Raw genomic sequence first — 15,160 nt, forward strand, 5'->3', positions numbered from 1 at the left:
AAGCGTGTATAATTTCTACACTTTTGTGTAGAATCCACAGATTTCCACAGATTTCAAATCTAGAGCGAAACATTTAAAACACTGTAAATCAGTTAGTTTTATATTTTTTTCATTTGATTCTATTTTGGAACAATTATTCCTCTATACATAATCGTAAAACAGGTGTTTACAATTATAATCAAATGAAAAACTTACAAATGATCATCGCTATAGTAGTCAGTATTATATCAGCACAAGGAGTGGTAGCACAAGATGATTTGGCTGAGAATGATGGATGGGAGTTTATGGATTACGAATATGAATTGCAAGAGTATACCGAAATTGAAATTGTGGAGTTACCAATGACAATTCAGGACGCAGCTGCAAGAGATTTTGAGAACTTACGTATTTACAAAGCATATATTTCCAAGGATAATTCATATAAGATTGTTCTTAAAGGTAAAGATAACTATACAAAAGTTGTATTCGCAAGCGCCAATGGCGAATGGATAAAGCCAGACGACAAATCTTAAATCTAGGGGTAGAAAAGGATATCGTTTTGCAACCAAAAGACGATATAAAGTTGTTTAGTGCTAAAAAGAGACCCAATCCCAAGGGTCTCTTTTTTATTTTTTATGTTTCTTTTATGTTAGAGAATAATTAAATGTTTTTAATGTTTAATTTTATACCATACATTTAAAATTAAATGATATCAATATGTCCAAATTACTGATAGTTGAAGATGATGTAGCTTTTTGTACGATGCTTAAAACTTTTTTACAAAAAAAAGGATATGAAGTGTCTACTTCGTTTTCTGGTAATGAAGCCGTTTTACAAATTCAGGAGCATACATTTGATATTGTTCTTACAGATGTAAGATTGCCAGATAGAGATGGGATCACCCTATTAGATGATATTAGAGCAAAGAATCCAAAGACTCAGGTTGTGATTATGACCGGCTATGCGGAAATTGACATGGCAGTTAACGCTATAAAGCAGGGTGCATTTGATTATGTTTCTAAACCCTTTAATCCAGATAAGATACTTCAGATTATTGAAAAGGCACTAAAAGCTAATGTCAAAGAGCCTGAATTTGATAATAGAAAGCAACCTAAAAAAGAAGAGAAGATTGCTCGTACAAATAATTCTTTTGTAAAAGGAATAAGTGATGCATCTAAAAAACTGAATGAATATGTTGCATTGGTAGCTCCCACTCGTATGTCTGTGTTGGTTATTGGCGATAGTGGTACAGGAAAAGAGTATGTGGCGAGCAGTATTCATAAGACAAGTAAAAGAGCAGACAAACCTTTCGTTCCAGTGGATTGCGGAGCGATACCAAAAGAAATTGCGTCAAGTGAGTTTTTTGGACATATCAAAGGGTCTTTTACCGGTGCGGTAAATGACAAAGTAGGTCATTTTGAAGCAGCTAATGGAGGAACTCTGTTTTTAGATGAAATAGGTAATCTTAGTTATGAGTTACAAGTTCAGCTTCTTAGGGCATTACAAGAAAGAAAGATTAAGCCTGTAGGAAGTAATAAAGAAATAGAGGTGGATATTCGTGTTATTGCGGCAACAAACGAAGATCTTAGTAATGCGGTAAAGGAAGGGGAGTTTAGAGAGGATCTATATCACCGATTGAATGAATTTTCGATAAAAGTACCACCATTAAAGGATAGAATTGAAGATTTGATGCTATTTGCAAACTATTTTCTTGAGGAGTCTAATGCAGAGCTGGATAAGAACGTTGTTGGATTTGCTGATGAAGTATTAGACACATTTAAGAAATACGATTGGCCGGGAAACTTAAGAGAGTTGAAAAATATTGTAAAAAGATCAGTATTGCTTTCTCAGAATGATATGATTACGATGGATGAATTACCAAATGATGTTGCTTATGCTTCTCATAATTCAAAACAAACCTATGGCTTATTTAAGAATCAAAATGAACAAGAATTAATTTTGGATGCTTTAGAAAAAGCAAACGGGAATAAGGCAAAGGCAGCAAGGATGCTGGATATAGATAGGAAGACACTTTATAATAAGTTAAAACAATACGATATCAGTCTTTAGTTTTTGACTTTAAGTTTGTCAATTAAACCTTCTATTTTATGTACTCCTTCCTCTGTGAGTGCAATGATTTCTTTACTGTCAAACTCATAGTCATCCTGATGTTCTAGGGTATCTAAAATAGGTATGATTTCTTTTGCTTTTATTTGTTTGAACATGGGTAACATTTTATGAGCCAGTCTTTTAATCTGTTCGAAATTTTGATTATTAATAGCCGATTTTAACTCTTTTATATGATCAACAGTGCTGTTGCAAAAAGTTTCTAAAATTGCATAAAGAGATTCGGTGTCTCCTTGAGCAAAAAGCATCAGATCACTTAAAGAGTAATTAGTTTCTTTTTCATGTTCAGATATAGAATTTTCATAATCAAGGGAGATAGCATCAAGCTTTAAAATACTTGCAATTAAATCTATCAAAGCTTGTGGAGCATATGGTTTACGAAGACTGCCAGAAAAACCCGCTTTTTCGTAATCCGATACGGAAGTATCCGTTCTACCGGACAAGGCAATAATTGGGAGGTCAGAATAGCTTGGATTGTTTTGAATGTTCTTTAGAAGTTCAAACCCATCCATTTTGGGCATTTGTATGTCTGTAAGAATTAGATCATAGCTGTTTTTCTTCAAAAGGTCTAAGGCATCTACACCATTTTCGCAAATATCATATGATAAGCTGATTAAGGATACCACTTCACTAGTTAAATCTAATTGACTAAGATCATCATCTACAATTAGTGCTTTTTTGTTGGAAAAATGTCTAATTTCTAAAGGTTCACTTTCTTCTTCAGTAATTTGTATTTTGGCAAGTTTAATAGGAATACAAAAACTAAAGTTACTACCCTTTTCTGGTTCGCTTTCTAGTTTAATTTTTCCGTCAAGAAGTTTAATTATTTTTTTAGTGATAGCTAACCCTAAACCAAAACCGCCATATTTTTTTTCAGTATCATCATCTCCTTGCGAAAATTCTTCAAAAATAAATTTTTGTTGTTCCTTGGTTATTCCTATACCAGTATCTTTTACAGAAATTAAAAGCTCTTTTTCTGCAAGACCGTTTTGTGTAATCTTACTATCAATTGTAATAGATCCTTGATCTGTAAATTTGTACGCGTTATTTAATAAATTAGTGAGTACTTGTTTGATTCTAAAAGGATCTCCTAAATATTGTTTATTTACCTCTCTGTCTATATTTATAAAGATTTCTAAATTTTTACTATCATTTACAGGAATAACGCTTGTAATGGTATTTTCAATTAGTTTTTTAGGAGAAAACGGTAATTCTTCTATTACCATTCTGCCTGCTTCAAGCTTGGATAAATCAAGTAGATCGTTTACTAAATGGAGGATATAATCTGATGATTTTTTGAGATGACCCAAATAATGTTTTTGCTTATTAGTTAAGCCTGTTTTTTCCAACAAATCAGAATATCCAATAACGGTATTCAAAGGAGAGCGCAGGTCGTGTGTTACTGTGTTTATTAAAGATTCTCTGGTTTTTAATAGTGTTTCTTTGTATGTTTTTTCTGCCTCTAATTCATTTCGATATTTTTGACTCTTTGATACATCTTTGGTGATTAAAAATAGAAAAAGAATAGCTATTAGTAAACTGATAGCAGTAATAATAATGATGAAATTGGCAGTCTTATCAAGAATGCTGTTGGAACGTTCAAGCTTTGCAACATATTCTTTTCTTTCACTATCTTCTATAGCAGCCATTAAATCACGAAGCTGTCTGGTGATAATTTGATCATTTTTTAAAAGTTTATTTTCTCGAGCTTTGATCTGTCTTTGATATCTTCTTTCTTTTTCCTCAGCATCCGAAAGTGCCTGATAAATAGATCTAGCAATAGAATCGATAGTTTGATTAGTTAAACGTTCTTCATTATCTTTTCTAGTATATTCCAACCAAGCTATAATAGCTTCTTTTTTCTGAGGGCTATATTTCCTAAAGCGTTTATTATAATCGGTATAATTTCCAAAATTTTCGTTCTTCTTTAATTGGTCCATTACGTTTTCCTGCAACCCTTTTTCTTTACTTTGCTCATAAATTGCAATAAGTTTCCCAAAGTTTTGGTTTTTATTGTCAATTAAGATTTTAATGCTATCAATTTTTCTGGATTGTAATGTGTCGAGAGACATTGCACTAACTTTATCTATAGTACTTATGATAGAATCAATTTTTGCTTTATAGTTTTTGAACTTTTCTGTATCCGAAGTTTGGATAATATTTCTTGTTAAACTTTCTGCCTCGTAAAGACCTGTTATGGCTTCGCCAACTAAGAAAAGTTTTTCGTTATTATCATTTTTTATTTTAGTGATTTCAGAATAATTACTAAACTGCCTGTAGATTACCCAAAAAGCAATTACTGCAAGTACAATTGCCAGTGTATAACCAGCAATTATTTTTAACGTAATAGAACGTTTTGTGTTTTTCATACTATACTAACTTCAAAAAAACCGAAGCATTGTTTTTATGTCTAAATAAAGTTACAATAAATCAATTAAACATAGTACTTTTGCAGCAAAATCTCAAAGGGGTGCTTTTTTCTTGTTTTGAGTTTTAGATTAAAAGGTTTAAGTAATTCGACTTATAATTGACAATTTAAAACGTATAACTTTAAAAGGCTGAGATCACACCCGATGAACCTGGGCAGGTAATGCTGCCAAGGGACAGCCGTAAGTTAATAATATCTGTTTGATATATTAGCTCAATAGGGAAACAATAAACAATATTATATAGTCAGTATAATATTGAATTAATTTAATTTTAAATCTTAGAATAATTACCCCTTTTATTTGTAATAATTTTTACGAATGAAAAACATATTACTTTGTCTTACCATATTGTTCTTAAGCATATCGTTATCCGCTCAAGAAAAACAAAAAGATTCTATAACGGGTACAATTGAAAAACTAGATGAGGTTTTAGTAAAATCTGTTCGTGTGGAAGCGGATTCTCCTATTACACATTCTAATCTATCTAAAGAGGAATTAGCGACTCGTAATCTTGGTCAAGATATTCCGATTTTGTTAAACTATTTACCAGGTGTTACTACTACTACAGATGGGGGATCAGGAGTAGGATATACCTATATTCGTGTAAGAGGTAGTGATGCATCAAGAGTAAACGTAACTTTGAATGGGATTCCCTTTAATGATGCCGAAAGTCAAGGTACTTTTTGGGTGAATTTACCAGATTTTGCATCTTCAATAGAAAATTTACAACTTCAACGAGGAGTGGGAACTTCAACTAATGGTTCAGGAGCATTTGGGGCAAGTCTTAATCTATTAACCGATGCCGTTTCTGAAGAGGCAAGTGGAGAAATTTCTAATTCATTTGGATCTTATGGCACAAGAAGGCATAATCTTAAATTTAGTACTGGATTACTAAATGATCATATTGAAATTGCAGGACGTTTATCTGCAATTGCGTCTGACGGATATATTGATCGAGCCTCGTCTGATCTGAAATCTTACTTTTTACAAGGTTCTTATGTGGATGATAATACACTAATTAAGGCAGTAACTTTTGGAGGACATGAAATTACTTACCAATCTTGGTTTGGGATTGATCAAGAAACCTTAGAGAGTGATCGTACTTTTAATCCTGCAGGTCTATATACGGATGAGAATGGGAATACTCGGTTTTACGATAATGAAGTAGATAATTATAAGCAGGATCATTATCAACTGCACTGGAATCAAAAATATAATAATAACTGGTCTACTAACATAGGTCTTAATTATACTTACGGTAGAGGTTTTTTCGAGCAGTATAAAGAAGATGAAGATTTTGCAGATTATGATTTTACTCCAATCGTTTTAGGTGGAGAAACTATTAATACTACAGATTTAATACGTCGTAGATGGTTAGACAATGATTTTTATGTAATAAATGCTACCGCTAATTATAAAAACAATAATCTGGATGTTGATTTTGGTGCGTTTTATAGTCTGTATGATGGAGATCATTTTGGAGAAGTAATTTGGGCCCAAAATGCAGGCGGATCGGAGATAAGAGATAATTATTATTTCGGTAATGGAAAGAAAAATGAATTTACAATTTTCGGAAAAACTACATACAGAGTAAATGATAAATGGAGTGCATTTTTGGATTTACAAGGTCGTTTTGTAGGGTATAAAACTTCAGGGTTAACTTCAGATAGAGTTCTTTTAGAAGTTGACGAGAATTATGATTTCTTTAATCCAAAATTAGGAGCAACCTACCAAATTAATAGCTCTAATCAGCTATATGCGTCCTATGCTCGTGCAAATAGAGAACCGAGAAGAAGTGATTTTGAAAATGGAATCAACACCCCAGAAAAACTGAACGACATAGAATTAGGTTGGAGATTTAATAAAAAGAGAACGATTGTAAACGCTAATTTATATTATATGTGGTATAGAGATCAATTAGTGCTTACCGGAGCATTAGATGATGTAGGTGCGCCAATAAGAGCTACAAGCGGTCAAAGCTATCGATTGGGTGTTGAGATTGATGCAGATATTACAATAACAGATAAGTTTATTGTAAAACCTAACATAGCTATTAGTGCTAATAAAAACAAAGACTTTTTTGCCACTGTAGATGGGGTTTTAACTAATCTTGGATCAACTAATATTTCATATTCTCCAAATATTGTTGCAGGAAATATTCTTGTATATCAGCCACAAAAAAACCTTCAATTGTCTTTTCTTTCAAAATTTGTGGGAGAACAACATCTTAGCAATTTAGATAATGATGATCTGAAACTAGATAGTTTCTTTGTTAATGATTTAAATATAGTTTATGAAATAAAAGATATTCCGGTTTTTAAGTCTATTGTATTTACTGGGTTGATAAATAACATATTCGATATTGATTATGAGTCTAATGGGTACTCTTTTTCACTTGGTGATGTGGCAGATAATCAAAGCCCAACAGGACTAAGGACGGAATATTTTACTGGATTTTATCCCCAAGCAGGAATTAATTTTTTGATAGGAGCAACCTTGAAATTTTAATAAAAAAACTAAGAAAGTCTTTATGTCTTAGTGCAGTTTTTCTGAGTTTTTACTATTTTTATAAAATAAACTTTAGGGGTGTCTTCTAATATTGAAGTCTGAGAAATACCCTTTGAACCTGATGCAGTTAATACTGACGAAGGGAAAAGTTAATATCATTTCTTATATAGTTTGTAAGCATTTGATTTTTCTTCTCAAAATAGGTCTTTACCTAAAGTTTATGGATTTAAATCTAAAAAGATGACCATAAACGTTAATAATCAAGAGCAAATTGTTTCAGCCAATAGTTCTATAGAATCTTTATTAGAACACTTATGTCTTTCCAAAGACGGAATTGCTATTGCTGTTAATAATGAAATTATTTCTAAAAGTGAGTGGAGTCAAACCCGTATTCGAGGACAAGATAATATTACCATTATACAAGCTACACAAGGAGGATAAATACAAATAGAAATAAAGCCATTACTAAAAGCTAAAATGATATATTTATGAAGAAAAAAGATACTGCACCACAAGAAGGAAGAATTACAACAACTCCTTTTCCAAGCTCTAAAAAAATCTATGTAAAAGGAAATATCTACCCACAGATTAAAGTTGCAATGAGAGCGATTGAACTGAGTGATACTGTGGATTCTATGACTAGTAAGAAAACATCAAACGAGTCTGTTGTTGTATATGATACTAGTGGGCCATATACAGACCCTAGTAAAGAGATCAATGTACATAAAGGGATTGAACGTATTAGAGAGCAATGGGTTATGGATCGCGGTGATGTAGAAGAGTTGAATAGTTTTTCTTCAGAATATTGTAATCAACGTTTAAATGATGTTAGTTTAGATCATCTTAGGTTTGGTCATTTACAAATGCCGAAGAGAGCTAAAGCGGGGAAGAATGTTTCTCAGATGTATTATGCAAAGCAAGGAATTATTACCCCTGAAATGGAATATGTAGCCATTCGAGAAAATCAAAAAATTGAGGAAGCAACCAGAATAGCCAATCAACATCCAGGTCAGGATTTTGGAGCAAGTATACCAGAAAAGATTACTGCAGAGTTTGTGAGAGAAGAGGTGGCAAGAGGAAGAGCAGTTATACCTTCTAACATAAATCATCCAGAAGCAGAACCAATGATTTTGGGGCGTAATTTCTTAGTAAAGATCAATGCTAATATTGGTAACTCTGCTACGACCTCTAGTATAGAAGAAGAAGTAGAAAAGGCTGTTTGGGCCTGTCGATGGGGAGCGGATAATATAATGGATCTTTCTACGGGTCAGAATATTCATGAAACCCGTGAGTGGATCGTTCGTAATTCTCCAGTTCCAATTGGTACAGTTCCGATTTATCAGGCTTTAGAGAAGGTAAATGGTAAGGCAGAAGATCTTACTTGGGAAATTTTTAGAGATACTTTGATAGAGCAAGCAGAACAAGGAGTTGATTATTTTACAATACATGCGGGGGTTCGCTTAGCATATGTACCAATGACAGCAAAAAGAGTGACAGGAATTGTTTCTCGTGGAGGTTCGATAATGGCAAAATGGTGTTTGGCACATCATAAAGAAAGTTTCCTTTATACACATTTCGAAGAAATTTGTGAGATTATGAAATCTTACGATGTAGCATTTTCGTTGGGAGATGGATTACGTCCAGGAAGTATTGCTGATGCTAATGATGAGGCTCAGTTTGCAGAATTAGAAACGTTAGGAGAACTTACTAAAATTGCGTGGAAACATGATGTTCAGACTTTTATAGAAGGACCAGGTCACGTGCCAATGCATATGATCAAGCAGAATATGGATAAGCAATTAGAAGCTTGTGGAGAAGCACCTTTTTATACTTTAGGCCCATTAACTACGGATATTGCACCAGGATACGATCATATTACTTCAGGAATTGGTGCAGCAATGATTGGTTGGTATGGTACAGCTATGTTATGCTATGTAACTCCTAAAGAACATTTAGGTTTACCTAATAAAGAAGATGTTCGTGTTGGTGTAATAACCTACAAGTTAGCAGCGCATGCTGCTGATTTAGCAAAAGGACATCCAGGAGCGCAGCACAGAGATGATGCATTGAGTAAAGCCCGATTTGAGTTCCGTTGGGAAGATCAATTCAACTTAGCTTTAGATCCAGAAAGAGCAAGAGAGTATCACGATGAAACATTACCTGCAGAAGGAGCGAAAATTGCACATTTTTGCAGTATGTGTGGTCCAAAATTTTGTTCTATGAAAATTTCACAAGAAGTTCGTGATTATGCAGCAAAAAAGGAAATCGAAGATCAAAAAGCAATAGAAACAGGAATGCAGGAAAAAGCAGAAGAGTTTAAAGAAAAAGGAAGCGAAGTATATTTATAGGAATAAGGTTTCTGGTAACAGGTTTCAGTGATTCTGATTCCTATACCTGTTACTAGAAACCTATTACCCAATACCTAAAAAATGATAATAGTTCTTACATCAGAAAAACCAGTGCTAAACGAAGCGGATCAGATTAATTTATTGTTCAAGGCAGGTTTACAAATATTGCATCTTCGTAAACCAACATTTACAAAAGATGGGTACCGTTCCTTATTAGATCAAATAGAAACGAAATATCATAACAGAATTATGACCCATCAGTTTCCAGAGCTAACTCATGAGTATGGGTTGCGTGGAATACATTTACAAGAACAACCACGGATAGATTTAGAAGATGCATTAGATATAACAATTCAGGTGTATAAAAACAAGGGTTTCTCTGTTACAAGTTCTTTCCATTCTAAGTCAGCTATTGTAGCGTGTAAGGCAGATTTCGAATATGTTTTGTTGAGCCCTGTTTTTGGATCAATTTCTAAAGTTGGTTATAAAGGAAAAGGATTTGATGTAAACGACCTAAAACATATTGTGATTGGAATGGGAGGAATTAATGAAGCTACATTGCAGAAAACGTATGATTTAGGGTTTAAAGGAGTTGGAGTTTTAGGAGGTGTTTGGAATACTGAAGACCCTTTAGATAGTTTTATCAAAATAAAAGAAGCTAACAACAAAGTCATAAAGGATATCAACTAAGGTTCTTATGGGAAATCGTCCAAATATACTTACCATAGCAGGCTTTGATCCATCATCAGGAGCCGGATTAACGGCAGATATTAAAACTTTTGAATCTTTAAAATGTTATGGTCTAGCTGTTTGTACAGCAAATACAATTCAGAACGATACTGATTTCGAAGAATGCAATTGGGTGGGTGTTGAGGTAATTAAAAGTCAGATATCTATTCTTTTTAAAAAATTCAATATTGATTATGTGAAGATTGGGATTATACAGAATTGGAGTGTATTAAATGAAATTATTGATTTTTTGTTAGAAAAAAATAAGAATGTAAAAATTATTTTGGATCCTGTGTTAAAATCTAGTTCTGATTTTAATTTTCAAAAACAGTCACTTCAAACGGAATCCAGTAGTAATGTTTTAGATTATAAGTTTGAACAAATACTAGATAAGATATATTTGTTAACTCCTAATTACGATGAAATTGAGATGTTTTATACAGGTAGAACTATAAATGAAACGGTAAGACACATTAGTGCTAAAACTAATGTGCTACTTAAAGGAGGACACCGAAAAGAAATGTTGGGGAAAGATGAATTATTTACCAGTAAAGGGAAATATTTTGTATTAAATCCGAAAAATAAAAATATAACAGAAAAACATGGTAGTGGTTGTATATTATCCTCAGCAATAACTGCACAATTAGCATTAGGTTTTACTTTGTTGAAATCATGTTTTAGGGGGAAACGATACATTGAAAAAGTATTAAGCTCCAATACCACTCTTTTAGGATATCATAGAATATAAGGGTTAAAAAGCACTGATAAAAAAAATTAATAGTTGTTACTGAAAGTTAAAAAACACAATGGATACATTAAAAATAGCAGATAAAGAGTTTTCCTCTAGATTGTTTACTGGAACCGGAAAGTTTAGTTCTTCTGACCTGATGAGAAAAGCATTATTAACTTCAGAAAGTGAGCTGATAACTGTAGCACTTAAGCGGGTTGACGTCACTAACGATAAAGACGATATACTAAATCATTTAGATCATCCCAGAATTAATTTATTACCCAATACTTCAGGGGTTAGAGATGCTAAGGAGGCTATTTTTGCAGCTCAATTAGCAAGAGAAGCATTAGAAACAAATTGGATTAAATTAGAAATTCATCCAGATCCAAAGTATTTATTGCCAGATCCTATTGAGACTCTAAAAGCTACGGAAGAATTGGTAAAAAAAGGATTTGTAGTTATGCCATATATTCATGCTGATCCAGTTTTATGTAAGAGATTAGAAGAAGTAGGTGTTCAATGTGTAATGCCATTGGGAGCACCTATAGGAAGTAATAAAGGTCTGAAAACAATAGATTTCTTAGAGATAATAATTGATCAAAGTAATGTTCCTGTAATTGTAGACGCTGGTATTGGTAGTCCATCTCATGCAGCTCACGCAATGGAAATAGGTGCCGACGCAGTTTTAGTGAATACTGCTATTGCGGTTTCAGAAGATCCAATTGCTATGGCTAAAGCTTTTAAAAAGGCAGTAGAAGCAGGTCGGTTAGCTTATAATGCCAAGTTAGCTCCTGTCAAACAACACGCAGAAGCAAGTAGCCCATTAACTAGTTTTTTGACTGAAAAAATGAAATAATAAATAAGGTCTTTTACCCTCTAGGGTGAAGGTTCGGATAATGGTGATAGACTAAAGTTTCCTCACCTTAATACTTTCTCTAAGTAGAGAAAACTCAATGCGAATACATATGAAATCCTTCAAAAATATATTTGATCAATACAATTGGGATCATATCTTATCCGATATCTTTCATAAAACCGAACATGATGTTCAGAAAGCGTTAAGCGCTAGTAATAGAACTATTGAAGATTTCAAAGCACTAATTTCTCCAGCAGCTAAACCTTTTCTAGAGCAAATGGCTCAATTAAGTTATCAGATTACTAAGAAGCGTTTTGGTAATACTATCCAGATGTATGCTCCGATGTATTTAAGTAATGAATGCCAAAATATTTGTACATATTGTGGGTTTAGTATGACTAATAAAATTCCAAGAAGAACCTTATCAGATGAAGAAATTTTACAGGAAGTGGATTTCCTGAAGTCTAGAGGATACGATCATATTTTATTGGTAACAGGAGAAGCAAATCGAACAGTTGGAGTAGATTATATTAATAATGCCATTAGATTAATTAGATCTAAGTTTGCTAATATTACTATAGAAGTCCAACCAATGGATCAAATAGATTATGAATTATTAATAGATAGTGGTTTATATGCTGTGCTGGTATATCAAGAAACTTATCATAAGGATGAATACAAAAAACATCATCCAAAAGGGAGAAAATCGAATTTTGACTATCGATTAGATACTCCGGATCGATTAGGAAAAGCGGGTATTCATAAAATAGGTTTGGGAGCTCTATTTGGATTGGAGGATTGGAGAGCTGATAGCTTTTTTACTGCCTTACATTTACAATATTTACAAAAAACATATTGGAAGACAAAGTACTCTATATCATTTCCAAGACTTAGACCACATAGTGGTGGACTAGAGCCCAAAGTAGAAATGACAGATTCAGATTTAGTACAATTAATTTGCGCATTCCGTTTATTAGATGAGGATGTAGAATTATCTATGTCTACCAGAGAGAGTGAAGTATTTAGAGAAAATATAGTGAACCTTGGAATTACTTCTATTAGTGCAGAGTCTAAAACAAACCCCGGAGGATATGCAGTAGAATCCCAGTCGTTAGAGCAATTTGAAATTTCTGATGAGCGCTCGACAGAAGAGGTTGTAACGATGTTAAAATCTAAAGGGTTAGAAGTCGTTTGGAAAGATTGGGCTCATAATTGGCAATAAATTGTAATATCTTTATAAGCTAGTTTTGTAATATGCTGAGTAAAGAAGAAAAAATACAGTACAACCGTCATCTTATCCTTGATGAAATTGGAGAAGAAGGACAAAATAAACTAACATCTGCTAAAGTTCTGGTAATTGGTGCAGGAGGCTTAGGTTGTCCAGTTCTACAGTATCTTACAGCAGCGGGTATAGGAACAATTGGGATTATTGATGATGATGTAGTAGATCAAACGAATCTTCAACGGCAGATACTCTATACAATTGATGATATAGGAAGGTCAAAAGCTAAAGTAGCTTCAGAAAAACTATCCAGACTAAATCCTTTTGTGTTTTTTAAAGTATATGAAGAGAAATTAGATAAAGATAATGCTTTAGAACTTTTTTCTGAATATGATATTATTGTGGATGGAAGCGATAATTTTCCAACGAGATACTTGGTAAATGATGCCTGTGTATTAACTGATACACCTTTGGTGTTTGGTTCTATTTTTAAGTTTCAGGGACAAGTTTCTGTGTTGAATTATGAAAATGGTCCTACATATCGTTGTCTATTTCCTAATCCTCCTGCTTCGGGAGCTGTTCCAAATTGTTCAGATATAGGTGTCCTAGGAGTATTGCCAGGAATTATAGGAAGTCTTCAAGCGAATGAAGTTATTAAAATGATTGTTGGAATAGGTGAAGTTTTGAAAGGGAAACTACTCTATTTAGATGCGCTTACCTTACAGCAACAGGTTCTCAGTTTCAAAAAGAATAATGATATAGAAGTAAACCAGTTGGTAAGTGATTATGATTTTTTCTGTGGGATTACATCAAATGCTCTTGAAGAAATTACACCTTCAGAATTAAAACAAAATCTTGAGAGTTATCAAATTCTAGATGTTAGAACATTAGAAGAATATAATAACTTTAATATTGGAGGAATACATATACCTCTAAACATAGTTTCAGACCGATCTATAGAATTAAATAATAACAAACCAATCGTAGTTTGTTGTCAATCAGGTGTACGAAGCAAAAAAGCCATCGAAATTATTTACAAACAAAGAGAAGACTTGCATCTAATAAACCTTAAGGATGGTTTATCGTTATATTAATTAGAAATTACCAAAATATTTCCCTCTCTTCTAATTTGGTATGCTAAAAGAGGAAAGCCGCCTTCTCCACTTGACTGTTGACCAAATGAAGCAATTTGATATTCGTTATCATTTCCACAGTTAGAAGAAGCTATAACTCCTGTGACATTAAGCGCTGAACAACTACTAGGAGTAATATTAGGATCACTTAATTCAAATGCTGAATACAATGTGTCATTTATATTATATACAATAACACCTTTTATACCTACGCCACCCGTAGTGATAACTTTAGCATTTCCGGGAAATTTAAGCTCATTAAATTCTGGTAAATCTAAGTTTACAGTGAAATTAAAACCTATTGATGGTAAGTTAGGATTGTTAATACGATTATCATCACTACTGCAAGAAAGTATGCTTATTGAAAAACAAATTAGTACTATTATTTTTTTCATTATTTTGAATTATTTATAAGAAAAACATGGTTATGTAACCGAAGTATCATTTTTAAAAAGACCAAATTAAGTAAAAATGTGATTCGGTATTATTTTTTATTATATTTGTTTACAGTTAAAGTCCCATAGCCATGGGATTTTTTGTATTTATATAAACGATGAAGTTATGAGCAAAGTATCTTATTACACTGCAGAGGGGCTAAAAAAATTAAGAGACGAATTAAATAACCTTAAAGACATAGAGCGGCCGAAGGCATCACAGGATATCGCGGAAGCTCGTGATAAAGGTGATTTAAGTGAAAATGCTGAGTATGATGCAGCAAAAGAGGCGCAAGGATTATTAGAGATGAGAATTTCTAAATTAGAAGAAACATTGTCGGGAGCGCGCTTAATTGATGAGTCTCAATTGGACACCTCAAAAGCATTAATACATTCAACGGTTAAAATCAAAAACCAAACGAATGGAGCACAGATGACCTATAAATTGGTAGCACAGAGTGAGGCAGATCTTAAAACAGGTAAAATATCTGTAGACTCTCCTATTGGTAAAGGGCTTTTAGGTAAGAGTGTGGGCGAAGTAGCAGAAATTCAGGTTCCTAATGGAATTATGAAATTTGATGTTGTAGAAATTACACGAGAATAAAATATAACTTACAATAACGAAAACCTTTCTTAAAAAAACTAAGAAAGGTTTTTTTATGGTC

Annotated in this window: 13 protein-coding genes and 1 riboswitch; of the genes, 11 read left to right on the plus strand and 2 right to left on the minus strand. The window is 33.0% G+C overall.

Annotation, left to right across the window (positions count from 1 at the left end; translation table 11 throughout):
• The first annotated feature begins 182 nt into the window (after positions 1 to 182).
• Positions 183 to 512 (plus strand): hypothetical protein, encoded by a 330-nt coding sequence (locus tag Q0921_RS18920; protein ID WP_299259646.1) that lies wholly within the window; start codon positions 183 to 185, stop codon positions 510 to 512.
• 184 nt (positions 513 to 696) lie between these two features.
• The gene (locus tag Q0921_RS18925; RefSeq protein ID WP_299259647.1) at positions 697 to 2,049 is read left to right on the plus strand and encodes a sigma-54 dependent transcriptional regulator; all 1,353 of its coding nucleotides are present in this window, start codon (positions 697 to 699) and stop codon (positions 2,047 to 2,049) included.
• Here Q0921_RS18925 and Q0921_RS18930 read toward each other — a convergent pair.
• Positions 2,046 to 4,475, minus strand: a complete 2,430-nt coding sequence (locus Q0921_RS18930) for a hybrid sensor histidine kinase/response regulator (RefSeq protein ID WP_299259648.1) — start codon at positions 4,473 to 4,475, stop codon at positions 2,046 to 2,048. The two genes, Q0921_RS18925 and Q0921_RS18930, sit on opposite strands and share 4 nt — an antisense overlap.
• A 378-nt stretch (positions 4,476 to 4,853) precedes the next feature.
• On the opposite strand from Q0921_RS18930, the gene Q0921_RS18935 reads away from it, so the two are divergent.
• The 8 genes from Q0921_RS18935 (at position 4,854) to moeB (ending at position 14,022) form a co-directional block, all read left to right on the plus strand.
• Positions 4,854 to 7,043, plus strand: coding sequence for a TonB-dependent receptor (locus Q0921_RS18935; RefSeq protein WP_299259650.1), 2,190 nt, complete (start codon positions 4,854 to 4,856; stop codon positions 7,041 to 7,043).
• A gap of 64 nt (positions 7,044 to 7,107) precedes the next feature.
• A riboswitch (TPP riboswitch) is annotated at positions 7,108 to 7,205 on the plus strand.
• A gap of 78 nt (positions 7,206 to 7,283) precedes the next feature.
• Entirely contained in the window at positions 7,284 to 7,484 is a 201-nt protein-coding gene (gene thiS, locus Q0921_RS18940) for a sulfur carrier protein ThiS (protein WP_299259652.1), read from the plus strand.
• Positions 7,485 to 7,531: 47 nt separating this feature from the next.
• Positions 7,532 to 9,391: a phosphomethylpyrimidine synthase ThiC gene (gene thiC, locus Q0921_RS18945; protein WP_299259654.1), complete on the plus strand. Its 1,860-nt coding sequence runs from the start codon at positions 7,532 to 7,534 to the stop codon at positions 9,389 to 9,391.
• An 81-nt stretch (positions 9,392 to 9,472) separates the two neighbouring features.
• Positions 9,473 to 10,081, plus strand: coding sequence for a thiamine phosphate synthase (locus Q0921_RS18950; RefSeq protein ID WP_299259656.1), 609 nt, complete (start codon positions 9,473 to 9,475; stop codon positions 10,079 to 10,081).
• A 7-nt stretch (positions 10,082 to 10,088) separates the two neighbouring features.
• The gene (locus Q0921_RS18955; RefSeq protein ID WP_299259658.1) at positions 10,089 to 10,868 is read left to right on the plus strand and encodes a hydroxymethylpyrimidine/phosphomethylpyrimidine kinase; all 780 of its coding nucleotides are present in this window, start codon (positions 10,089 to 10,091) and stop codon (positions 10,866 to 10,868) included.
• 58 nt (positions 10,869 to 10,926) lie between these two features.
• The gene (locus Q0921_RS18960) at positions 10,927 to 11,706 is read left to right on the plus strand and encodes a thiazole synthase (protein ID WP_299259660.1); all 780 of its coding nucleotides are present in this window, start codon (positions 10,927 to 10,929) and stop codon (positions 11,704 to 11,706) included.
• A gap of 109 nt (positions 11,707 to 11,815) precedes the next feature.
• Positions 11,816 to 12,928 carry a 2-iminoacetate synthase ThiH gene (gene thiH, locus Q0921_RS18965; RefSeq protein ID WP_299259662.1) on the plus strand — a complete coding sequence of 371 codons (1,113 nt, stop codon included), beginning with the start codon at positions 11,816 to 11,818 and terminating at the stop codon, positions 12,926 to 12,928.
• A 32-nt stretch (positions 12,929 to 12,960) separates the two neighbouring features.
• On the plus strand, positions 12,961 to 14,022 hold the full coding sequence (gene moeB / locus Q0921_RS18970; protein ID WP_299259664.1) for a molybdopterin-synthase adenylyltransferase MoeB: 1,062 nt from the start codon (positions 12,961 to 12,963) through the stop codon (positions 14,020 to 14,022).
• On the opposite strand, the gene Q0921_RS18975 is transcribed toward moeB, so the two are convergent.
• Complete coding sequence (locus Q0921_RS18975) at positions 14,019 to 14,456, minus strand: hypothetical protein (RefSeq protein WP_299259666.1); 438 nt, start codon at positions 14,454 to 14,456, stop codon at positions 14,019 to 14,021. The genes moeB and Q0921_RS18975 overlap by 4 nt on opposite strands.
• A 166-nt stretch (positions 14,457 to 14,622) precedes the next feature.
• On the opposite strand from Q0921_RS18975, the gene greA reads away from it, so the two are divergent.
• Entirely contained in the window at positions 14,623 to 15,099 is a 477-nt protein-coding gene (gene greA / locus Q0921_RS18980; protein WP_299259668.1) for a transcription elongation factor GreA, read from the plus strand.
• The last annotated feature ends 61 nt before the right edge of the window (positions 15,100 to 15,160 follow it).

The sequence above is a fragment of the uncultured Aquimarina sp. genome (assembly GCF_947496855.1).
Lineage (GTDB): Bacteria > Bacteroidota > Bacteroidia > Flavobacteriales > Flavobacteriaceae > Aquimarina.